General features: G+C 72.4%; 20 protein-coding genes. 11 read left to right on the top strand and 9 right to left on the bottom strand.

Translation table 11 applies throughout. The annotated features are described in order from the left end of the window. Positions 1 to 8 precede the first annotated feature (8 nt). The 5 genes from cysD to LCN96_RS50490 all read left to right on the top strand — a co-directional run bounded on the left by cysD (position 9) and on the right by LCN96_RS50490 (position 4,888). Positions 9 to 923, top strand: coding sequence for a sulfate adenylyltransferase subunit CysD (gene cysD, locus LCN96_RS50510; RefSeq protein ID WP_225269513.1), 915 nt, complete (start codon positions 9 to 11; stop codon positions 921 to 923). A gap of 2 nt (positions 924 to 925) precedes the next feature. After that, positions 926 to 2,188, top strand: a complete 1,263-nt coding sequence (cysN, locus tag LCN96_RS50505) for a sulfate adenylyltransferase subunit CysN (RefSeq protein WP_225268098.1) — start codon at positions 926 to 928, stop codon at positions 2,186 to 2,188. A gap of 86 nt (positions 2,189 to 2,274) precedes the next feature. Continuing rightward, a complete protein-coding gene (locus LCN96_RS50500) occupies positions 2,275 to 3,171 on the top strand; it encodes a sulfotransferase (RefSeq protein WP_225269512.1) in 897 nt (298 codons plus the stop codon). Next, on the top strand, positions 3,168 to 4,052 hold the full coding sequence (locus LCN96_RS50495) for a glycosyltransferase family 2 protein (protein WP_225269511.1): 885 nt from the start codon (positions 3,168 to 3,170) through the stop codon (positions 4,050 to 4,052). The genes LCN96_RS50500 and LCN96_RS50495 overlap by 4 nt, the downstream gene beginning before the upstream one ends. Beyond that, positions 4,049 to 4,888 (top strand): WecB/TagA/CpsF family glycosyltransferase, encoded by an 840-nt coding sequence (locus LCN96_RS50490; RefSeq protein WP_225269510.1) that lies wholly within the window; start codon positions 4,049 to 4,051, stop codon positions 4,886 to 4,888. The genes LCN96_RS50495 and LCN96_RS50490 overlap by 4 nt, the downstream gene beginning before the upstream one ends. Here the strand turns inward: LCN96_RS50490 and LCN96_RS50485 are convergent. The 6 genes from LCN96_RS50485 to LCN96_RS50460 all read right to left on the bottom strand — a co-directional run bounded on the left by LCN96_RS50485 (position 4,842) and on the right by LCN96_RS50460 (position 11,498). After that, on the bottom strand, positions 4,842 to 5,723 hold the full coding sequence (locus LCN96_RS50485) for a sulfotransferase (RefSeq protein ID WP_225269509.1): 882 nt from the start codon (positions 5,721 to 5,723) through the stop codon (positions 4,842 to 4,844). The genes LCN96_RS50490 and LCN96_RS50485 overlap by 47 nt on opposite strands. A 161-nt stretch (positions 5,724 to 5,884) precedes the next feature. Then, the gene (locus LCN96_RS50480; RefSeq protein WP_225269508.1) at positions 5,885 to 7,132 is read right to left on the bottom strand and encodes a lipopolysaccharide biosynthesis protein; all 1,248 of its coding nucleotides are present in this window, start codon (positions 7,130 to 7,132) and stop codon (positions 5,885 to 5,887) included. Next, on the bottom strand, positions 7,120 to 7,965 hold the full coding sequence (locus LCN96_RS50475; RefSeq protein ID WP_225269507.1) for a sulfotransferase family protein: 846 nt from the start codon (positions 7,963 to 7,965) through the stop codon (positions 7,120 to 7,122). The genes LCN96_RS50480 and LCN96_RS50475 overlap by 13 nt, the downstream gene beginning before the upstream one ends. A gap of 5 nt (positions 7,966 to 7,970) precedes the next feature. Beyond that, the gene (locus tag LCN96_RS50470; protein WP_225269506.1) at positions 7,971 to 8,879 is read right to left on the bottom strand and encodes a hypothetical protein; all 909 of its coding nucleotides are present in this window, start codon (positions 8,877 to 8,879) and stop codon (positions 7,971 to 7,973) included. Beyond that, entirely contained in the window at positions 8,876 to 10,195 is a 1,320-nt protein-coding gene (locus LCN96_RS50465; protein WP_225269505.1) for a hypothetical protein, read from the bottom strand. Before LCN96_RS50465 ends, LCN96_RS50470 begins: the two co-directional genes overlap by 4 nt. A 10-nt stretch (positions 10,196 to 10,205) precedes the next feature. Continuing rightward, positions 10,206 to 11,498 carry a Wzz/FepE/Etk N-terminal domain-containing protein gene (locus tag LCN96_RS50460; protein WP_225269504.1) on the bottom strand — a complete coding sequence of 431 codons (1,293 nt, stop codon included), beginning with the start codon at positions 11,496 to 11,498 and terminating at the stop codon, positions 10,206 to 10,208. 287 nt (positions 11,499 to 11,785) lie between these two features. Between LCN96_RS50460 and LCN96_RS50455 the strand changes: the two genes are divergently transcribed. Further along, positions 11,786 to 12,808 (top strand): glycoside hydrolase family 26 protein, encoded by a 1,023-nt coding sequence (locus LCN96_RS50455; protein ID WP_225269503.1) that lies wholly within the window; start codon positions 11,786 to 11,788, stop codon positions 12,806 to 12,808. On the opposite strand, the gene LCN96_RS50450 is transcribed toward LCN96_RS50455, so the two are convergent. The 3 genes from LCN96_RS50450 to LCN96_RS50440 form a co-directional block, all read right to left on the bottom strand. Then, positions 12,753 to 13,634: a sulfite exporter TauE/SafE family protein gene (locus tag LCN96_RS50450; RefSeq protein WP_225269502.1), complete on the bottom strand. Its 882-nt coding sequence runs from the start codon at positions 13,632 to 13,634 to the stop codon at positions 12,753 to 12,755. The genes LCN96_RS50455 and LCN96_RS50450 overlap by 56 nt on opposite strands. Then, positions 13,631 to 14,845, bottom strand: a complete 1,215-nt coding sequence (cysC, locus tag LCN96_RS50445; RefSeq protein WP_225269501.1) for an adenylyl-sulfate kinase — start codon at positions 14,843 to 14,845, stop codon at positions 13,631 to 13,633. Before cysC ends, LCN96_RS50450 begins: the two co-directional genes overlap by 4 nt. A gap of 109 nt (positions 14,846 to 14,954) precedes the next feature. Further along, positions 14,955 to 15,674: a class I SAM-dependent methyltransferase gene (locus tag LCN96_RS50440; RefSeq protein ID WP_225269500.1), complete on the bottom strand. Its 720-nt coding sequence runs from the start codon at positions 15,672 to 15,674 to the stop codon at positions 14,955 to 14,957. 62 nt (positions 15,675 to 15,736) lie between these two features. Between LCN96_RS50440 and LCN96_RS50435 the strand changes: the two genes are divergently transcribed. The 5 genes from LCN96_RS50435 to LCN96_RS50415 all read left to right on the top strand — a co-directional run bounded on the left by LCN96_RS50435 (position 15,737) and on the right by LCN96_RS50415 (position 21,461). Further along, the gene (locus LCN96_RS50435; protein ID WP_225269499.1) at positions 15,737 to 16,099 is read left to right on the top strand and encodes a cupin domain-containing protein; all 363 of its coding nucleotides are present in this window, start codon (positions 15,737 to 15,739) and stop codon (positions 16,097 to 16,099) included. 92 nt (positions 16,100 to 16,191) lie between these two features. Continuing rightward, a complete protein-coding gene (gene mfd, locus LCN96_RS50430) occupies positions 16,192 to 19,680 on the top strand; it encodes a transcription-repair coupling factor (RefSeq protein WP_225269498.1) in 3,489 nt (1,162 codons plus the stop codon). Between the two features lie 30 nt (positions 19,681 to 19,710). Further along, positions 19,711 to 20,310: a SurA N-terminal domain-containing protein gene (locus LCN96_RS50425; RefSeq protein WP_225269497.1), complete on the top strand. Its 600-nt coding sequence runs from the start codon at positions 19,711 to 19,713 to the stop codon at positions 20,308 to 20,310. Positions 20,311 to 20,314: 4 nt separating this feature from the next. Continuing rightward, the gene (locus tag LCN96_RS50420) at positions 20,315 to 21,250 is read left to right on the top strand and encodes a MazG family protein (protein ID WP_225269496.1); all 936 of its coding nucleotides are present in this window, start codon (positions 20,315 to 20,317) and stop codon (positions 21,248 to 21,250) included. 73 nt (positions 21,251 to 21,323) lie between these two features. After that, positions 21,324 to 21,461 carry a hypothetical protein gene (locus LCN96_RS50415; protein WP_225276293.1) on the top strand — a complete coding sequence of 46 codons (138 nt, stop codon included), beginning with the start codon at positions 21,324 to 21,326 and terminating at the stop codon, positions 21,459 to 21,461. The last annotated feature ends 136 nt before the right edge of the window (positions 21,462 to 21,597 follow it).

The following is a 21,597-nucleotide window of genomic DNA, read 5'->3' as shown; positions in this document are numbered from 1 at the left end:
GAAGCTCCATGCTGCAGCGCGACTACACGACGTCGCAGCTCGACGTGCTCGAGGCAGAGGCCATCCACATCATGCGTGAGGTGGCGGCCGAGTTCGAACGTCCCTGTCTGCTCTTCTCCGGGGGCAAGGACTCGATCGTCATGCTCCGCATCGCCGAGAAGGCGTTCTGGCCCGCCGCGATCCCGTTCCCGCTCATGCACGTGGACACCGGGCACAACTTCGACGAAGTGATCGAGTTCCGTGACCGGCGCGCCGCCGAGCTGGGCGCGCGGCTGATCGTGGCCAGCGTGCAGGACTCCATCGACGCCGGCCGGGTGGTGGAGGAGACCGGCCGGCGCGCCTCGCGTAACCGGCTGCAGACCACCACGCTGCTCGACGCGATCGAGGAGCACGAGTTCGACGCCGTCTTCGGCGGCGCCCGGCGTGATGAGGAGAAGGCGCGCGCCAAGGAGCGGGTCTTCTCCTTCCGCGACGACTTCGGCCAGTGGGATCCCAAGAACCAGCGGCCGGAGCTGTGGAACCTGTACAACGCGCGTATCCGCAAGGGTGAGCACATCCGCGTCTTCCCGCTGTCGAACTGGACCGAGCTGGATGTGTGGGACTACATCCGGCGCGAGGGCATCGAGATCCCCTCCATCTACTTCGCGCACACCCGCAAGGTGTTCGAGCGGGACGGCATGCTGCTGCCCGACGGTGATGTGGTGCAGCGCGGCCAGGACGAGCCGTTGTTCGAGGCGGTGGTGCGGTACCGCACCGTGGGCGACATGACCTGCACCGGCGCGGTGCAGTCCACGGCCGCGACGGTGGAGGAGATCATCGAGGAGATCGCCGCCACCCGGATCACCGAGCGCGGCGCGACCCGGGCCGATGACCGCTCGTCGGAGGCCGCGATGGAAGATCGCAAGCGAGAGGGCTACTTCTAACGATGGACATTCTGCGCTTTGCCACGGCGGGAAGCGTCGATGACGGCAAGTCCACGCTCATCGGCCGGTTGCTCTTCGACTCCAAGGCGATCTTCGAGGACCAGCTCGAGGCGGTCGAGCGTACCTCGCGTGATCGCGGCACCGACTACACCGACCTGTCCCTGCTGACCGACGGGCTGCGGGCGGAGCGGGAGCAGGGCATCACGATCGATGTGGCCTACCGTTACTTCGCCACGCCGCGCCGCAAGTTCATCATCGCCGACACTCCCGGGCACATCCAGTACACGCGCAACATGGTCACCGGCGCCTCGACGGCGGATCTGGCCATCGTGCTGATCGACGCGCGCAAGGGGGTGCTGGAGCAGTCGCGCCGGCACGCGTTCCTGACCTCGTTGCTGCGGGTGCCGCATCTGGTGCTGGCGGTCAACAAGATGGATCTGGTCGACTACGCGCAGGAGCGGTTCGAGGAGATCAGGGACGAGTTCACGGCGTTCGCGTCCAAGCTGAACATCGCCGATCTGACGTTCATCCCGATCTCGGCGCTGAACGGCGACAACGTGGTGTCCCGCTCGGAGAACATGCCGTGGTATCTGGGCACGTCGCTGTTGCATCATCTGGAGAACGTGCACATCGCCTCCGACCGTAACCTGACCGATGTGCGGTTTCCGGTGCAGTACGTGATCCGGCCGCAGCGGGCCACCGATCCGGCCTTGCATGATTATCGGGGGTATGCGGGGCAGGTGGCCGGCGGGGTGCTCAAGCCGGGGGATGAGGTGGTGCATCTGCCGTCGGGGCTGTGCACGCGGATCGCCTCGATCGACACCTTCGACGGGCCGGTGGAGGAGGCGTTCGCGCCGATGTCGGTGACGTTGCGGTTCGAGGACGACATCGACGTCTCGCGCGGTGACATGATCGCCCGGCCGAACAACCAGCCCGCGGTCGCGCAGGAGCTGGAGGCGATGGTGTGCTGGATGGCTGATGGGGTCAGGCTCGGGCCGCGCTCGAAGCTGATGATCAAGCACACCACCCGCACCGCCCGGGCGCTGGTGCGTGACCTGCACTACCGGCTGGACGTCAACACGCTGCACCGTGACGAGGAGGCGACCGCGCTGGGCCTGAACGAGATCGGCCGGGTGTCGCTGCGCGTCACCCAGCCGTTGTTCGTCGACGACTACGCGCGCAACCGGGCCACCGGCGGCTTCATCCTGGTGGACGAGTCGACCAACGCCACGGTCGGCGCCGGCATGGTCATCGACGCCAGGTAGATCTTTTAGGGTTCGGTTACCCGCCCTTTACTCTCCGCAGTAGGGTCGTCGCGTTCCGTTAATCGCGACGCGAAGGCCCTCCTCCGTTGATTGATAGCACGCCCGCCCGGGTGATCTACCTGGGCGGTCTCGGCCGCAGCGGCACCACGCTGCTCGAGAGGCTCCTCGGTGAGCTTCCCGGGGTGGTGCCGCTCGGCGAGGTCGTGCATCTGTGGGACCGGGGGGTTCTGGCGGAGGAGCTCTGCGGGTGCGGTTCCGCCTTCCCCGACTGCCCGTTCTGGCGGCAGGTGGGGGAGCGGGCGTTCGGCGGCTGGCGTCGCGAGCTGGCCGAGCGCATCGTCCTGCTGCGCGGCAGGATCGACCGCACCCGCAGGATCGCGCGCATCGCGCATCCGGACCTGGCCGAGTACGCGCGGGCGTACCGGCGGCTGTACGACGCGGCCGGCGCGCCGGTCGTGATCGATTCGAGCAAGCACGCGTCGCTGGCCTGCTGCCTGCTGGCGAGCGGCGTGGACGTACGCGTCGTGCACGTGGTCAGGGACCCGCGCGCGGTCGCGCACTCCTGGGGCAGGAGCGTGCGCAGGCCCGAGGACGGGCGGCCGATGACCCGCTGGGGCCCGGCCCGCACCGCGCTCCACTGGTCGGCCCAGAACGCCGCGCTGGAGCTACTGCCCGGGCGCGGGGCACGCGTGACCCGGGTCCGCTACGAGGACCTGCTCGCGGCCCCCGGCGAGACCCTGCGCACACTGACGCGCCGGCTCGGCCTGCCCGAGCCGGAGCTGCCGTTCCTGGAGGGCCGCACGGCCTGGCTGGGCCCCTCCCACACCGCCTCGGGCAACCCGATGCGCTTCCACGTGGGCCGGGTCGAGCTGCGGCGCGACGACTCCTGGCGCTCCGGCCTGCCCGACGGGCACCGCCGGGTCGTCGACGCCCTCACCTGGCCGCTCAGGGCCCGCTACGGCTACTGGGGGGTGGTCCGGTGAGCCCGTCCGTAGGGGTGGTCATCCCCACGCGCGGCGACCGGCCCGCGCTGCTCCGCCAGGCCGTGGACGCGGTGCTGCACCAGGACTACCCGGGCGAGCTGCACGTGGTCGTGGTCGCCGACGGCCGCTCCCCGCACGACGTGGCCGGCGTCCCCCGCCCGGTGCGCGTGCTGCCCAACACGCTCTCGCCGGGGCTGCCCGGCGCGCGCAACACCGGCATCGCCGCCTGCGGCACCGACCTGGTCGCCTTCTGCGACGACGACGACCTGTGGCTGCCGGGCAAGCTCACCGCCCAGGTGCGCGCCCTGGCCGAGGCGGGCGGCGAGTTCGCGAGCTGCGCGATCGAGGTGGAGCACGGCGGGCGCCGCGTGACCCGCCTGGCGGGCACCTCCTCCGTCAGCGCCGGCGACCTGGTGCGCTCGCGGATGATGATGGTGCACTCCTCGACGTTCCTGTTCTCGCGCGGGCTGCTGTGGCCCGACGAGAGCGCGCCCGGCGGGCAGAACGAGGACTGGGACCTGGCCCTGCGCGCCGCCAAGCGGCGGCCGATCGTCCACGTCGACCGGCCGCTTGTGCTGGTGCGCTGGGCCGGGTCCCACTATGCGGTCCGGTGGCCGGACCGGATCGCCGGGCTCGAGTGGATGCTCGCCCGGCACCCCGAGCTGGCCGTGGACCCGCGGGGTGCGGCGCGGGTCCACGGCCAGCTCGCCTTCTGCCACGCCGCGCTGGGGCAGCGGCGCGCGGCCGTCCGGTGGGCGTGGCGGGCGCTCGCGGCCCGGCTCTGGGAGCCGCGCGTGCCGCTCGCGCTGGCGGTGGCGGCGGGGCTCGTCACCGCGCCCACCGTGATGTCGGCCCTGCACCGGCGGGGGCACGGCATTTGAGCCTGCCCCCGGGCGTCGCAGGGCCTGGCACGGACGCCGCGAGGCGGGTGGAGGTGGCCGGGGTCGGGCTGGACCCGCTGACGCAGGACGAGGTCGTGCACCGGGTCGCCGAGGCCATGGAGGCCGGCGCCGGCGGCCGGATCGTCACCCCCAACGTGGACATCTGCCGCGCCGCCGCCGCCGACCCCGAGCTTCGCGAGCTGGTGCGCACCGCCGACCTCGTCGTTCCCGACGGCATGCCGCTGGTGTGGGCGGCCCGGCTGCTCGGCACCCCCGTGCCCGAGCGGGTGACGGGCGCCGACCTGATCTGGTCGCTCAGCGCGCTCGCCGCCCGCCGCGGCTGGCCGGTCTACCTGCTCGGCGGCGGGCCGCCCGGGGTGGCGCGCAGGGCGGCGGCCGAGCTCAGGAGCCGCCATCCCGAGCTCCAGGTCTGTGGGGCGCACACGCCGCCGTACGCCTTCGACGCCTGCCCCGAGGGCGTGGCCGCGGTGTGCGGGATGGTGGTCGCGGCCCGGCCCCGGCTGGTGTTCGTCGGGCTCGGGTTCCCCCGGCAGGATCGGCTCATCGTCCGGCTGCGGGAGGAGCTGCCGGAGGCGTGGTTCGTGGGGTGCGGGGCGGCCGTCGCGTTCGCCGCCGGCGCGGTCGCCAGGGCGCCCGCGTGGGCCGGGCGTGCGGGGCTGGAGTGGGTGTTCCGGCTGGTCGGCGAGCCTGGGCGGCTGGCTCGCCGTTACCTGGTGGACGATCTGCCCTTCGCGCTGCGGCTGCTCGGCGGGTGCCTGGGCGCCCGGCTCAGGTCCCGGTCAGGGCGCGGACGCGGGCTGCCTCCTGGTCGCTGAGGCCGCGGGGGCCGTGTGCGATCGCCGCGCGTGAGTCCATCCGGCGGTACGCCGTGCGTGACAGGCCCGACCAGGCGAAACCGCCGCCGCCCCGGCCCGTGGTGGGGCCGCAGCAGGCTCGTATGATCCGTCGCTCGGCGGCGGGCGTCCATCGCAGGCCCGCGTACGCGTACAACCGCCTGAAGCCGGGCACCGGGTCGGCGGCCAGCGCCTCGTACGGCGTGAGGAGGATGCCCTGGGTGCGCTCCAGCACCGACCTGGTCACCCGCCACAACGCCGCCGCCCCGGCGACCCGGTCCTCCGGGAGGTGGCGTAGCTCCAGGACCTCGGGATGGTCCCTGACCAGCAGCGGCTGCTCCAGCAGCTCCCGGACGTCCACCGACCACCCCAGCCGCTGCCAGCTCGCCACGAACGACACCGGATCCCGCACCAGCGCGATCACCCGGCAGCCCAGCCGCCGCGCGAACCAGCCGGCGCTCAGCACCGCGAACGGGTCGTCCAGCAGCGCCCGCCTGCCCGTCAGGCGGCCGAGGGTGAAGGCGGTGCCGTAGCGGAGCAGGCGGGCCAGGTCGTAGGGGGAGCGGTTCGCACGCAGCTCGGCCAGCCAGTGGTAACGCAGGGCGACGGTGTCGCGGAAGGGGGGCAGCCAGTGGTCTGAGTTGTCGTCGCAGATGTACTGGAAGCGGTGGGTCACCTGGGCGTCCAGCACGCCGGGGCAGCGGCCGGGCGGGTGTTGGGGGTTGAGCGGCTCGTTGACGTAGACCAGCTCGCCACCGGCGGTGAGCATCCGGCCCACCCAGCTCGTCCCGCTCCGCGGCAGGCCCGTCACCAGCACAGGACTCACCCGACCGCGCGCAGCGCCGCCCGCGTGCGAGCCAGTGCCGCCCGCATGCGAGCCAGTGCCGCCCGCATGCGAGCCAGTGCCGCCCGCATGCGAGCCAGTGCCGCCCGCATGCGAGTCAGCGCCGCCCGCATGCGAGTCAGCGTCGTGCGCGTTCACGCGACCGCCGTCCCGCGCAGGGCCGCAAGGGTGTGGCGGCCGAAGGGGTGCAGGCCGTAGCGCCGGTGGAGCTGCCAGAGCGGCAGCAGGTTCTTGACGATCACTCCGCCCGACCACCCCGCGACCGCCCCCAGCGCCCCATGAGCCGGGATCAACGCCAGGTCGAGCAGCACGGTGCAACCGACCGCCACCACCAGATTGGCCAGGCTCGCCCCGGTGTGCCCCGCCGCAGTCAGCACCACGTCCACCATCCCGCAAGCAGTGGCCACCATCATCGTCCCCGCCAGCACGAGCGCCACGGGCACCGCCACCCCGTACGACGGCCCGAACAGCCGCAGCACCCACGGCGCCAGCACCGCGTACGCCAGCCACACCGGCCACGTCAGCAGCACCAGCCAGGCCGTCGCCACCTGGTACAGCTCCCTGGCCCGCTCCCGCTCCCCGTCGGCCAGCGCCCTGACCAGCCCCGCCTGCACCGACTGCGCCAGCCCCTGGTTGGCGAGCTGCCCGACCACCTTGAACCGGGTGGCGGCCGTGTAGACGGCCGCCTGCGCGGGCCCGGCGAGCACCGCGACGATCACGATGTCCACCCGCTGGAACACCGCCTGGATCGCCCCCGCCACCGACCGCGGCGCCGTGTAACGCCACAGGTCCCGACCCGTCCCCGGCAGGTACGGCGTGCGCGGCACCCGCCCCCGCAGCCCGGCCGCCGCCAGAACAGCCACCGGCAGGTACGGCACCGCCCACGCCAGCGTCAGCCCCCACCCGGAGACCCCCGCCAGCGCGGCCCCGCCCACCAGCACGACCTGCCCGACCGGCACGGTCACCCCGTCGAGCAGCACCGTGGGCCGCATGACGCCGAACCCGCGGGTGGCGGCCAGCAGCACGTCCGCCACCACCATGACCGGCAGCACCGCCGCCGGCGGCCCGAGCCGCGGGTACAGGATGACCGCCGCGCCTGCGGCCACGAGCGTGGGCGGCACGAGTGCTGCCCGGATATATCCGGAAATACCGAGGTAGCTGTAGGTCTTGGCGCGGGCGATGAAGTAGATCAGCCCGTTCCCCGCGTCCAGCTTGGCGATGCCCGCCACCATTAGCGCCAGCGCGGTCGCCGTGAAGAACGCCCCCGCCTCGGCCGCCGGGAACGCCCTGGTCACCACCACCACGAGGACGAACTGAGCCAGCGCCCCCGCCGCCGCCCCGCCGAGCCCGGCCAGCCCGCCGCGCCCGATCACCGCCGCCACGACGGCTCCTCGCCCAGCCAGCGCGCCAGCCGCGCGTCGTACGCCTCGAAGTGGTCCCGCAACGCCCGCCCGAGCACCTGGGGCACCCGGCGCGGCGCCGCCCGCCCGTTGTGCCGCTCGAACACCGGGTAGCCCAGGTGCGGCAGCCCGAGGAAGTCCAGCACCCGGTCGTAGACGGACTCCGGCTCGGTGAAGAACCGGTGGCTGTCGAGCACGAGGATGCGCTCGCGGCCGATCAGCGGCTCCAGCCGGTCGAGCTGGTCGGCGTAGCGGCCCCTGGCCAGGTAGGCGTGGTGGCGGTGCGAGTGGTGCAGCGCGAACGGTGACTCCCGCAGCCGCTCCTCGGCTCCGGCCAGGCGCTGGGCCTCCAGCTCCACGGCGTACTCGAAGTGGGACTCCGTCTCGAACCCCCTGGCCAGCTCGTGGGCGTGCGCGGAGACGGCCCGCGCCACCGGGTCGCGGACCAGCACGATGAGCTTGACCCCGGGCAGGTCGGCGGCGATGCGCTCCCCGGCCAGCGGATGGAACAGGTAGTAGGGGGAGGACTCGTAGGCCTGGGCGCGCGTGCCGTACCGGTGGTGCAGCAGCGCCGCGCCGACCCGCAGCGGGAAGTGCGCCTGGTACCAGGCCGGCCCGCGCCAGTAGGCGACGTCGAAGTAGTGCACCCCCTTGTGCAGCACGGGTTTGAGCAGCAGCGGATGCTGGGCCAGCGCCCGGTACAGGGAGGTGGTGCCGCACCGCTGCGCCCCCGTGATCAGGAACGACGGCAGCACGCGTGCCCCCGACGTGAACCGTCCGGTGGCCCGCGACAGCGACAGGACCGATCGTTTCATCGTCCTCACAGCAACAGCTCCTCGTGGTCGACGGCCGGGTTGAGCCAGGACTCCGGCGGGCCGAGCGGCGCGTGGCCGTCGGCGGCGTGCCGCCCGGCCAGCGCGATGAGGTAGCGCAGCGCGGTCTGCCTGGCCGCCGCCGACGACACGCCGAGGGGGGCCAGCAGCCGTACGGAGCGCGCCACGCACGCCCGGGCCGCGACCGGCGGCGCCATCCTGCGCAGCGCCCGCTGGAAGAAGTGGTGCACGGCGTCGAAGCCGAGGGGCACGCCGATCTCGTACCGCTCCCAGTCCCACACCAGCAGCCGCCCGTCGCGCGAGCGGCACAGGTTCCACGGCGCCAGGTCGCCGTGCCAGGCCGGGCGGGCGCCGCCGGTGCCGGCGATCTCCCTGACCGCGTCCATGAGCAACGGGCCGGGCACCGGGCGGCGCCGCAGCCGCCCCGGCACGGGCAGCGGCGACAGCGCCAGCACCGACAGCCCGCGCCAGTCGCCGTGGTGCAGCACGGCGGGGGCGGTGACCGTCTCCAGGGACAGCCCGGCCAGCCGGCGCAGCGCCGCCGCCTCGGCGGTGATCAGGGCGCGCGCCCGCGCGCTGTCCCCGATCTTCACGAACGCCAGCCGTCGCCCGCCCGAGCGGGCCTCCAGGATGGGCTTGCGGTTGGCCCGCAGCGCGGGACGCACGTGCAGGACGGTCTCCACCGGCCGGTGGAAGACGTCGCTGAGGTGCGCCGCGATGGACCCCTCGACCGGCACCACGACCCGGGAGCCCAGGTGCCACCAGCGGCGCGGCGCCAGCCTGCGCGGCACGGCGGCGTGCGGCAGCAGCGTGTACGCCCGGGGCGAGCCTGGCCCCGGGTACAGCAGCCGCACGGTCTCCGCCAGGTACCCGAGCCGGACGGCGGCGTCCCTCATCCGCCCTCCTCCGCCGCTCGCGCGGGCGCCGCGTCAGATCGGTCGCCCGCCTGCGCGTTGCGCCACAGGAGGGCGAACGAGACGAGGTAGAGGGTCAGGGGCGTGACCAGGCCGTCGTAGACGAACATGTAGAACAGCACGAGCCCCATCACCAGCACCCCGGCCAGCCCGACGGGGCTGCGGTCACGCCAGTGGCGCCGGATCGCGCCGAGGAAGAACGCCACGTACAGCGCGGCCCCGGTGAAGCCCTGCGTGATGATCAGCAGCCAGAGCTGCCCGTCGCTGCCCAGGGGTGGATGGCCGCAGGTGTCGCACCAGTCGGTCTTGCCCGTGGTGATCGTCCGGTGGTTGCCGGTGGCGTTGCGGGTGTTGCCGTACCCGATCACGGGGGAGTGGCCGGCCGCGGTGAGGGTGGCGCTGACGGTGAAGGCGCGGATGTCGTTGGAGTGCGGGCTGTCCAGGCGCTGGGCGAACAGGGAGGCGAGCGGGCTGAGCGCGAACGCCAGCGCCGCCGCCGCGAGCGCGCCGCACAGCGCGGCCCTGGTGCGCCCGCCCACGCGGACGATGACGTACAGCACGGCCAGGCCGAGGCCGATCCACAGGCCGCGGTTGAGCGAGTACACGACGGGGATGGCGGCCAGGGCGAGCACCACGGCCACGAGGAGCCGGTGCCGCGCCCCGCCGTACACCCACCAGCCCACCACGAACCAGACCAGCAGCACCGAGGCGTTGCTGCCCCAGGCGTTGGCCCACTCGTACGGCGCCTCGGGCCTGGGGGAGGCGAAGCCGAGCACCTTCTGCGTCTGCGCGGCGGTGGGGTGGATGAGGTTCTGCACGAACGAGTTGCCGCTGATCCACTCCGGCAGCAGCAGCTCCACCGGCGAGGTGTAGCCGAAGCCGGGGAAGAACACGCCGAGCAGCCCGCCCGCGACCGTGCTGACGAACAGCACCCCCAGCATGCGCACCAGGCGCAGCTGCGGCAGCTCCCGCTCGGTGAGGTTGCCCAGGTAGAGCACCATGACCAGGACGGAGCAGTAGAGCGCCAGCCGCATGCCGTAGCCGAGCAGCCGGCCCGCCCCCAGCTCGCCGTACGTGCCGGGCGGCGACTCGGCCAGCATCAGCCCGCTGACCAGGTACCCGGCCAGCAGCAGCAACCACAGCCCGAACCCGCGGGGCACCCGGATCGGCCGCCGCCGCCACAACACCGCCGCCATGGGCCCGGCCACCACGATCACCGACAGCCCGCCGAAGCCGAGCGCCCACCAGACCGGGTAACCGACCAGCAGCGCCGCGATGGGCCACGCGGCTCTCGTCATAGCGCCCCTGTCACGGCTGCTTGCCCGGCCGCCGGGGATGGTGCAGCGCCTGCATGGGCGTGGTCTCCGCCGACACGCCCGGCTCCAGCTCGCCGGTCGCGACGAGCTTGCCGAGCGAGGTGTGCGGGCGCGGCTCCAGCAGCGGCACGAACGACGGCACCGCGTCGGTGGCCGTCACCACGCCGATGACCGGTACGTCGTGCCGGGCGAGCTGGCGGGCGGTGGCCGCGACCTCCTCGGAGGTGACCAGGCCCAGGCCGACCAGCAGCACGGCGGCGTCCGCCCTGGACAGGTCGCGGACGTCGGAGCCGTCGAGCACGACGAGCGGCGCGCTCACGGCGAGCGGCTCGGCCAGTGACGAGGCGTACAGGTCGGCGGGCAGCGCCCTGATCAGCAGCCGCTTGCCGGGGCAGGCGGAGACCACGGCACAGGCCAGGTCGTGCAGCACGCCGTGCTCGCGCGGGCTGGACAGGTCGCTGAGCACGGGCAGGCCGGTGAGCCGCTCGACGTCGGCGGGCGTGCGCAGGCGCCGGTCGAAGCGGTCGCGGGTGTAGGCGGCGGCCGAGCCGGCGAGCAGCCCCGCCATCAGCCCGGTGCCCAGGTAGAGGGGCAGGCTGGGGGAGCTGGGCGCCTCGGGCGGGGCGGCCTGGCTGATGACGGTGCCGGGGGTGATCGCGACCGTCCTGAGCGCGTCGTACCTGAGCGCCAGGTTGGCCGCCTGCCGGTTGAGCACGCCCTGCCGCTGGGTGGCGATCGCGTGCTCGGGGCCCGACCTGGGCAGGCGGGCGAGCTGCTTGATGAGCTGGTCGATCCCGGCGTTGACCTGCTTGAGCTTGCTCAGCACCGCCTGCTGCTGCTCGGTCATGGAGGTCAGCGCGCTCTCGCGGCGGTTGGCCAGGTACGCCTCGGCGTAGGCGGCGGCCTGCGCGGCGGCGGTGTCGGGGTGGGCGGCCGTCACCGAGATCCACAACACCGCCGAGTTGGGCGGCACGCTGACCTCGGCGGGCTCCGTGCGGTCGAGCCCGAGCGCCCTAGCGGCCCGCGCGGCGACCACGGCCGACTGGGCGACCTGGGCCTCGGTGTCGAGGTTGAGCGACTCGCGCTGGCGATTGCTCACCTGGTTGGTCTGCTCCTGCGGGCCGACCGGCATGACCAGCACCTGGGCCGTGGCGGTGTAGGCGGGCGGGGTCAGCCGCATCAGCCCCAGGCCCGCGGTGCCGCCGAACACGACGCAGCCCACGAGGAGCAGCCACCGCCTGCGCAGCAGCGCGAGATGCTCGTCCAGGTCGGTGCCGGAGCTCATGTGCGCCCACTATAGGAGGGACGGTCAGCACCCAGGTTGAATACTCAAGATTTTCTCCGGTAAGGCCATAAACAAGCAAACACATAAAGCGAAATATCAGGAAATTCGGAACGTCACCTCACCGCTACGAACTGGGGAGACTTCTCTACTGGCTGAAGTTCCAGGAATGACATGGCAAGGTTCAGGGTGTGAGAGGCGGGGTCGTTCGACGAGGGGGTTGGAAGGCTTTGCGGCGACGGGGCATTTCCCAGGAAACTACATTCACCAGTGCGATTCTGGCCGGGGCCGTGTTGCTGGCCTCCTGCTCCAGCGCGGAGGGCTCCGACGTCCTGCCGGTGCCCGTCCAGGCGCCCGTGGCCAGGCCGGCGGGCGCGCCCGCCTGCACGGTCACCTCCAGGCTCATCCCGTCCTGCGGCGCGTGGTGGGGCATGGCGCCCGAGGTGTTCACCGGGGCTCCGGTGGAGCAGGCGCTGCACGGGGCGGAGTCGCGGATGGGCGCGCCCGCCGACGTGCTGCACGTCTACCACCGGGGCAGCGAGCTGTTCCCGACCCCGGCGGAGGTCAGGCTGGCCCGCGACCCGGCCAGGCCGCGGCTGCTCATGATCAACTGGAAGCCCTCGTTCGACCACACCTGGGCGGAGATCGCCGAAGGCGCGCTCGACGCCAGGATCGACCGGCTGGCCGGCCATCTGAGACGCACCTTCCCCGAGCGGTTCTTCCTGACCCTGCACCACGAGCCGGAGAACGACGTCGACTCCTCCTCCGGCTCCGGCATGGCGGCCGCCGACTACGCGGCCATGTTCCGCCACGTCGTGCTCAGGCTGCGGGAGCAGGGCGTCAGGAACGCGGTCGTGGTGATGACCTACATGGGCGCGCCCAACTGGGCGGCCAAGTCCTGGTTCGAGGAGCTGTATCCCGGTGACGACGTGGTCGACTGGGTGGCGATGGACCCCTACGCCGACGACCGGGTGTCCGACTTCGACGGGCTGGTGAACAAGACGCGCAAGGAGTATCCCGACTGGCCGGGCTTCTACCGGTGGATGCAGGCGCGCTTCCCCGGCAAGCCGGTCATGGTGGCCGAGTGGGGGGTGTTCGAGCGGCCCAGGGACCGCTCGTTCAAGCGGCGCTTCTTCGAGTCGGCGCTCCGGCAGATCAAGCGGTATCCGCAGATCAAGGCGCTGCTCTACTTCGACTCGCCGCAGGCGCCGCGCGGCGACACGAGCTTCGACTCCGATCCGGGGGCGGACCGGGCGTTCACCGAGCTGGCTCGAGATCCGTACTTCCGCTCGACGCCTGTGCCGCGGCCCTGACCCGCAGCCGCCAGCCGACCACGGTGACCGCGGTGGCGGCGAGCAGCGCCCACACGGTGAGCGTGTTGCTCACGTCGAGCAGCTTGAGCGCGGAGGCGAGCAGGACGATCGCCAGCATGGCCCTGATCAGGCCGCCAGGGGCGCGCGAGGAGATCCTGGCCCCGAGGTAGACGCCCGGGATCGAGCCGATGAGCAGCGACAGCGTGAGATCGAGCTGGAAGTCGCCGTACAGCAGGTGGCCGAGCGCGGCGGCGGTGACCAGGGGTACGGCCTGCACCAGGTCGGTGCCGACGAGCTGGTTGGCCTTGAGCGCCGGGTAGAGCACCAGCAGGGCCACGATGATCAGCGAACCCGAGCCGACGGACGAGACGCCGACCACCAGGCCGCCGACCGTACCGACCAGTAGGGTAGGGATTGGGCGCACGACGATGTCGTGGGCGGTGGACGTGCCGCCCCGCGCGCCGAGCCAGCTCTTCAGCGCCATGCCCGCCACGGCCAGCAGCAGCGCCACGCCGAGCGCGTACTTCACGGCGTCGCTCACGGCGAACGCCCTGGCCAGGAACACCCCGCAGAACGCCGCCGGCACCGAGCCCGCGCACAGCCAGCCGACCAGGCGCAGGTTGACGGTGCCCCGGCGCAGGTGCACGACGCTGCCGACCGGCTTCATCACGGCCGAGGCGACCAGGTCGCTGGAGACGGCCGCCAGCGGCGGGACGTTGAAGAACAGCATCATCATCGGGGTCATGAGCGCGCCGCCGCCCATCCCGGTCAGCCCGACCACGATGGCGACGACGAAGGATCCGGCAATCAGCGCCCAGTCGATCAACGGATCCAGCCTCCACTTTTGAGCGTGTCCAGCACCCTGGACACGGCCGCCTCGATCGAGATGTGCGTGGTGTCGATGACCAGGTCGGCGTCGTCCGGCTCCTCGTAGGGGTCGGAGATGCCGGTGAACTCGGGGATCAGGCCGGCGCGCGCCTTGGCGTACAGGCCCTTGCGGTCGCGCCGCTCGCACTCCTCCAGCGGCGTGGCGACGTGCACGAGCAGGAAGTCGGCCCCGACGGACTCGACCATCTCGCGCACCTCCTCGCGGGTGGCCGCGTACGGCGCGATCGGGGCGCAGATGGCCAGGCCGCCGTGCCGGGCGGTCTCGGCGGCCACGAAGCCGATGCGGCGGATGTTCAGGTCGCGGTCGGCCTTGGAGAAGGTCAGGCCCTTGGAGAGCAGGTGCCGCACCACGTCGCCGTCGAGGTAGGTCACCGTGCGGCTGCCCAGCTCCAGCAGCGCGTCACGCAGGCCGCGGGCGATCGTGGACTTGCCCGAGCCCGACAGCCCCGTGAAGAACACCACCAGGCCGCGGCGGTGCGGCGGCCCGGGGATGTGCACGGGATCGGGGCCCGCCAGGTGCTCGGCGGCGCCGTAGGCGGTGGCGACGTGCTCGCGCAGCTCCAGGTCGAGCTCGGGCTCGTCGCGCGGGGCCAGGGGCACGGGGACGACGAGCGTGCCGGCGGGGAGCTGCTCCCCGGCACGCAGCGCGGCCCTGACGACCGCCGGGCCCGCCTCGCCGTACGCGAGGGGGAGCAGCAGGATCGTCGCGTCCAGCTCCTTGGCCGTGGCGACGATCTCGCCCAGCTCGTCGAGCGGCCCCCGCATGGTGACGGCCAGCGCGGCGCGCCCGCCGAGCTCCTCCTTGACCTGGGCGGGGGTACGCCGCAGCCGCGCGAACGGCCCGTGCTCAGGCGTGCTCAGCGCCTTGAGCGGCCCCGCGGTGAGCCCGTCGGGCTCGTGCGCCGTCACCGTCAGGACGGCCAGCGGCAGGCCCTCGGGGTCGAGCAGCGTGACCTCGTCGCCCGGCGCGAGATCGGCGCCGATGTGCAGGGTCACGGGCGCGGGCCACGGGGTGCCGTCGGCGAGTGTGCCGCGCTCGTGCACGGCGTGCAGGTCGTCGTGGGCCAGGAACCCCGTCAGCGGCTCGAACGCGCCGCAGAGCAGCAGTTCGAGGTCGGCCAGCTCGCGCGGGTCGGGGGTCCACTCCACGTTGTCTGCATCCCAACTATTCCGATTGAATTGGTAGGAAAGGAGTCTACCGGCTGATACCAGTGTGTCGCCAGACCCTTTCCGGGGGGCACTGGGGCCCCTGGGCGTCTCAGAGCAGCCGCGCGAAGTGGTGCTGCGGCTTCCTGATCACCATGGTGATCTCGTCGTGCGAGGCCGGGAAACGCCCGCTGGTCAGCTTGGACGCCAGTGCCACGACCGCGGCCCCGATCCGGCGGGAGCGGGCGGGCCCGCTCAGGTTGCGCTCGTCGTCGGTGATCATCAGGCCCCTGCTGAGGCAGAACGCGTGCAGCCCGTCGCTGGAGGCCAGCGGCTCGTACACGGCGGGCAACGGGCCCGGCGTGCCGGGACGGACCAGGCCGCGCCACAGCAGCCGGCGCAGCCACCCGGGCGTGAGGCGGTCGAGCAGCCCGTACGCCGACCGCCGGTCGCGCACCCGCAGCAGCACCAGCCCGCCGGGCCGCAGCGCCTGCAGCAGCCGGTCGAAGACCAGCTCGGCGTGGCGCACCCGCTCCAGCAGGAACGACAGCTGGATGATGTCGAAGCCGCGCGGCGGCAGCGGCACCGAGCGCAGGTCGCCCAGCGACCAGGTGGCGAGGTCGGCGCGCTCCGCCAGCACCCGCCGGATCGCCGGATGGTCCTCGTCGGCCCCCGTGGCCCTCGTCTCGATGTGGTCGAGCACCAGCGGCTCGTCGTGGGCGCACCCGGCGACCAGAACGTCCAGCCGCCTCATCGGTTGCCCGGCAACGTGCTCGCGGACCCGCTGACCGAAGAGGTCGCCTCGCTGGGCGACCGATCGCACCTCAGACATATGACCTACAGTAATCAACCGCTCCCCGTTCGTAATGCATTTCCCTGCTAGCGTCCTGCCCCGTGAGCGATCGGATCTACGTGGGGAACGCCGGCGTGGATGCCGCAGGGGACCGGGGGTGGCTGCTCGGTCACTTCAAACCCCCTGGCGACCCAAGGCACAGCGATGACGTCGAGATCAAGTGGGGCGTGCACCCTGCCGGGGACGAGCGGGCGCAGTGGGTGAAGGGCGAGGAGCGCACGGCGCTGCTCGTGCTCATCAGCGGCCGGTTCCGGGTGGAGCTGCCCGGCCGCAGCGTGCTGCTGTCCGAGCCGGGCGACTACGTGGTGTGGGGTCAGGGCGTCGACCATTCCTGGCGTGCGGAGGCGGCCTCGACGGTGCTGACCGTGCGCTGGCCCTCCGTGCCTGGTTATCGAGTTGGCTGAGGCACGGCGGCGAGTAGGCTGGGAAGAGACCCCCGCGACCTGACACGGCCGGGGGTAATCGTGTTGCCGTCGTGGGGCTGTGGGCGTATCTGATGAGTCTTTCCGGGCTACTTGACCTTGTTCGCGCCGACCCGAAGTTGACCGCCGCTCTGGAGGAGGGCGGCGATGTCTCGCTGATCGCGCCGTCCGCGCTGCGCCCCTTCGGCGTGGCCGCGCTGGCCGGGCACGACCAGCGCACCGTGCTCGCCGTCACCGCCACCGGCCGCGAGGCGGAGGACCTCGCCGCCGCGCTGACGAGCCTGATCGAACCCTCGTCCGTGGCGGTGTTCCCCGCGTGGGAGACGCTGCCGCACGAGCGCCTCTCGCCGCGCAGCGACACCGTGGGCCAGCGGCTGGCGGTGCTGCGCAGGCTGGCGCACCCGGTCAAGGGCGATGCCGCCGCCGGGCCGCTCAGCGTGGTCGTGGCGCCCGTGCGCGCGCTGCTCCAGCCGATCGTGAAGGGGCTGGGCGACCTGGAGCCCATCCGGCTGCGCGCCGGCGACGACGCCGACCTCGACGACGTCGTCACCAACCTGGTCAACAACGGCTATCACCGCGTGGACATGGTGGAGAAGCGCGGCGAGGTGGCCGTGCGGGGCGGGCTGCTCGACGTGTTCCCGCCGACCGAGGAGCACCCGCTGCGGCTGGAGTTCTGGGGCGACACGGTCGAGGAGATCCGCTGGTTCAAGGTGGCCGACCAGCGCTCGCTGGAGGCGGCCGAGGACGGCCTGTTCGCGCCGCCGTGCCGGGAGCTGCTGCTGACCGGCGAGGTCCGTGCGCGGGCCAGGGAGCTGGCCGAGGAGCATCCGGCGCTGGCCGAGGTGCTCGACCAGCTCGCCGAGGGCTCGCCGGTCGAGGGCATGGAGGCGTTCGCGCCCGTGCTGGCGGGGGAGATGGACCTGCTGCTCGACCACCTGCCGAGCAGGTCCGCGGTGTTCGTGTGCGACCCCGAGCGGATCAGGGGCAGGGCGGAGGAGCTCGTCCGCACCTCGCAGGAGTTCCTCGAAGCGTCCTGGATCAACGCGGCGGCCGGTGGTGAGGCGCCGATCGACCTGGGCGCGGCCGCGTTCCGCTCGCTGGAGGAGATCCGCGAGCACGCCGACGCGCTGGGCCGGCCCTGGTGGACGATGGCGCCGTTCGGCAACGGCATCGAGCTGGCCGCCCAGGACTCCGAGGCCTACCGCGGCGACACCGCCAAGGCGCTGGCCGACATCAAGGGCTGGCTGGCCGACGACAAGGCGGTCGTGCTGCTCAGCGAGGGCCACGGCCCGGCCGAGCGCATGGTCGAGCTGCTCAAGGGCGTGGACGTGCCGGCGCGGCTCCAGCAGTTCCTGGACAAGGCGCCCGAGCCCAAGGTCGTGCACGTCTCGACCGGCCTGATCGAGCACGGCTTCATCACGCCCGGCCTGGCCGTCCTGACCCACCTCGACCTGGTCGGCCAGAAGGCCTCCACCAAGGACATGCGGCGCCTGCCCTCGCGCCGCCGCAACATGGTCGACCCGCTGCAGCTCAAGGTCGGCGACCACGTGGTGCACGAGCAGCACGGCGTCGGCCGCTACATCGAGATGGTGCAGCGCACCGTGCAGGGCGCCACCCGCGAGTACCTGGTCATCGAGTACGCCAAGGGCGACCGCCTCTACGTGCCCACCGATCAGCTCGACGAGGTCACCCGCTACGTCGGCGGCGAGGCCCCCACGCTCAACCGCATGGGCGGCGCCGACTGGGCCAAGGCCAAGTCCCGGGCGAAGAAGGCGGTCAAGGAGATCGCCGGCGAGCTGATCAGGCTCTACTCCGCCCGCATGGCCTCGCCGGGCCACGCCTTCAGCGCCGACACGCCGTGGCAGCGGGAGATGGAGGACGCCTTCCCGTACGCCGAGACCGGCGACCAGCTCGAAGCCATCGACGAGGTCAAGCGCGACATGGAGCGCGGCGTCCCGATGGACCGGCTGATCTGCGGCGACGTCGGCTACGGCAAGACCGAGATCGCGGTGCGCGCGGCGTTCAAGGCCGTGCAGGACGGCAAGCAGGTCGCGGTGCTGGTGCCCACGACGCTGCTGGTGCAGCAGCACATGTCCACCTTCGCCGAGCGGTTCTCCAGCTTCCCCGTCACGATCAAGCCGGTCTCGCGCTTCCAGACCGACGGCGAGGTCAAGGGCACGCTCGAAGGGCTGCGTTCGGGCGCGGTGGACGTCGTGATCGGCACGCACCGGCTGCTCAGCCCCGAGGTCAGGTTCAAGGACCTGGGGCTGATCATCATCGATGAGGAGCAGCGGTTCGGCGTCGAGCACAAGGAGGCCATGAAGCACCTGCGCACGCAGGTGGACGTGCTGGCCATGTCCGCCACGCCGATCCCGCGCACGCTGGAGATGGGGCTGACCGGCATCCGCGAGATGTCCACGATCCTCACCCCGCCGGAGGAGCGGCATCCGATCCTCACCTTCGTCGGGCCGTATGAGGAGAAGCAGATCGCCGCGGCGATCAGGCGCGAGCTGATGCGCGACGGCCAGATCTTCTTCGTGCACAACCGGGTCGCCTCCATCAACCGGGTGGCCGCGCGGCTGCGCGAGCTGGTGCCGGAGGCGCGCATCGCGGTGGCGCACGGGCAGATGAACGAGCACCAGCTGGAGAAGATCATGGTGGGGTTCTGGGAGCGGGAGTACGACCTGCTCGTCTCCACCACGATCGTCGAGTCGGGCCTCGACGTGCCCAACGCCAACACGCTGATCGTGGACCGGGCCGACAACTACGGCCTCTCGCAGCTCCACCAGCTCCGCGGCCGGGTCGGGCGAGGCAGGGAGCGCGGCTACGCCTACTTCCTCTACCCGCCGGAGAAGCCGCTGACCGAGACCGCCCACGAGCGGCTCGCCACCATCTCGCAGCACACCGAGATGGGCGCGGGCATGTACGTCGCGATGAAGGACCTGGAGATCCGCGGCGCGGGCAACGTGCTGGGCGCCGAGCAGTCCGGCTTCATCGCGGGCGTCGGCTTCGACCTGTACGTCCGGCTCATGGCCGAGGCCGTGCAGGAGCAGAAGGCCAAGCTGTCGGGCGCCGAGGTTCAGGAGGAGCAGCAGGACGTCAAGGTCGAGCTGCCCATCAACGCGCACATCCCGCACGACTACGTGACCTCCGAGCGGCTGCGGCTGGAGGCGTACAAGCGGATCGCCGCGATCGCCGCCGAGATCAATATCGAGGAGGTGCGCGACGAGCTGACCGACCGCTACGGCAAGCCGCCGATGGAGGTCGACAACCTCCTGGAGGTCGCCAGGTTCCGGATCAGGGCACGCGCGGCCGGGCTCACGGACGTCACGCTGCAGGGCCAGAACATCAAGTTCGGCCCGGCCAGGCTCAAGGAGTCGCAGCAGGTCCGCCTCGACCGCCTGTACAAGAAGGCCATCTACAAGCACGCGGCGGAGACGCTGCTGGTGCCGATCCCCAAGACCAAGCCGCTGGGCGGCCAGCCGCTGCGCGACCTGGACCTGCTCAAATGGTGCGGAGACCTGGTCGAGGCGATGTTCCTCGAGCCCGCACGGGTAAGCTAGCGGCGGTTTTCTGGTCGGAAAGGGACGTACGTGAAATCGATACGAGTGGCCGTGGCCGCCGCTGCGGCGGTCGCGGCGCTGACCGCCTGCTCCTCGCCCATGCAGGCCGGGGCCGCGGCCGTGGTCGGGAACGAGCGCATCTCGATGAGCAAGCTCAACACGGACACGCAGGCCTACCTGGCCGCGCTGAAGAAGGCGCAGCTCGACGAGTCGGCGCTCGGCGTGCCGGCCAACCAGGCCGTGCTGCAGCGCCTGGTCAACGTGAGCGTGTCCAAGCAGCTCATGGACCGCCACAAGGTGCAGGTGAGCGAGACCGAGATCGACACCGCGCTGAAGGACCCCGGCCAGTTCCAGTCGGCCGAGATCAACCTGCTGGCCAACGGCGTCGCCCCGAGCGACGCCCGCGACTACGCGCGCGCCATGGTCGGCCTGACCAAGCTGCAGCAGCAGTTCGGCGGCCAGGCCGGGCAGGAGAAGCTGATCCAGGAGTTCAGCTCCATCAAGCCGGTCTTCAACCCGCGCTTCGGCGCGCTCAACGCGCAGCGCTCCGAGCAGAACCCGGCGCTGTTCGTCGACACCGGCAGGTTCGGCAAGCTCACGCAGCAGGCGCAGCAACCGGCCCAGGGCTGATCCCGTGCCGCTGATCGTCGTCACCACCTCGCCCAGGGTCGCGCCGGGCCTGCTGAGCCACCAGGCCTGGCAGGCGCTGCGCTCGGGCCCCGTCCTCACCGGCTCCGGCTCGCACCCGCAGCTGCCCTACCTGGCCGAGGCCGGGATCGAGGTGGAGGTCGTCGAGCCCGACCCGCGGGCGCTGGCCGTACGAGCGGCGGGCGAGACCGTGGTGTGGCTGTCGGAGCAGGACGGCGAGGACTTCATGCGTGCCGTGGGGCACGCCGCCGTCTCCCTCGACGAGCCGCCGCTGATCGAGGTCGTGCCCGGGTCGTACGACTTGCCGGGGGCTCGGGTGCTCGACCTGGTGGCGGTGATGGACCGGCTGCGCACCGAGTGCCCGTGGGACCGGAAGCAGACGCACGAGACGCTGGTGCCGTACCTGCTGGAAGAGGCCTACGAGGTGCTCGAGACGATCGAGCAGGGCGACTATCCGGCGCTCCGCGAGGAGCTGGGCGACCTGCTGCTGCAGGTGGTCTTCCACGCGCGGGTGGCCGAGGGCTTCGACATGGACGACGTGGCGGCCGGCATCGTGGAGAAGCTGGTCCGCCGCCATCCGCACGTGTTCGGCTCGGTGCGCGCGGAGAGCGCCGACGAGGTCAACGACAACTGGGAAGCGATCAAGGCGGCCGAGCGGGCGGCCAAGGGCCGCGAGTCGGTGCTCGACGGGGTGCCGATGGGTCAGCCGGCGCTCTCGCTGGCCGCGCAGCTCGTGCGCAGGGCCGAGCGGGCCGGGGCGCCCGGGTCGCTGGCGGCCGCCGTCGGGCAGGGCGTCGCGCGGGAGCTGTTCGACCTGGTACGGCGGGCCGCCGAGGCCGGGCTGGACGCCGAGGCCGAGCTGCGGGCCGCCGCCCGTTCCTACCGGGACCGAGTCCGTACGTGGGAGTCCGCAACCGACTGAGTTCGGCGCGATAAGTCGCGAAATGTCAGGATCCCCTGGGGCTGTGACCACTGAGACCAGGGGGACGTGTTCCGTGGAGCCGAGACCGCCGCACTCGGGGGAGCCGCGGCACGTGGCGGGCTACCGCCTGCTCGGCGGGCTCGGCGACGGCGGGCAGGGCTCCGCGACGGGCCGTCACTGCACGGCCAGGTCGCGAGCGGCGGGGCGCTGACCGGCGGCGAGCTGGAGCGCCTGGCCGTCGGGACGATCACCGCGCTGACCGCCATCCACGGCGCCGGCATCGTGCACCGCGACTTCAAGCCCAGCAACATCCCTCCTGGTGGCACAGACCGGCGGCCGGCTCGGGG

This window comes from Nonomuraea gerenzanensis (assembly GCF_020215645.1).
Lineage (GTDB): Bacteria > Actinomycetota > Actinomycetes > Streptosporangiales > Streptosporangiaceae > Nonomuraea > Nonomuraea gerenzanensis.
Note: the sequence above shows the minus strand (reverse complement) of the source record. Positions and strands in the feature narration are given on the sequence as shown.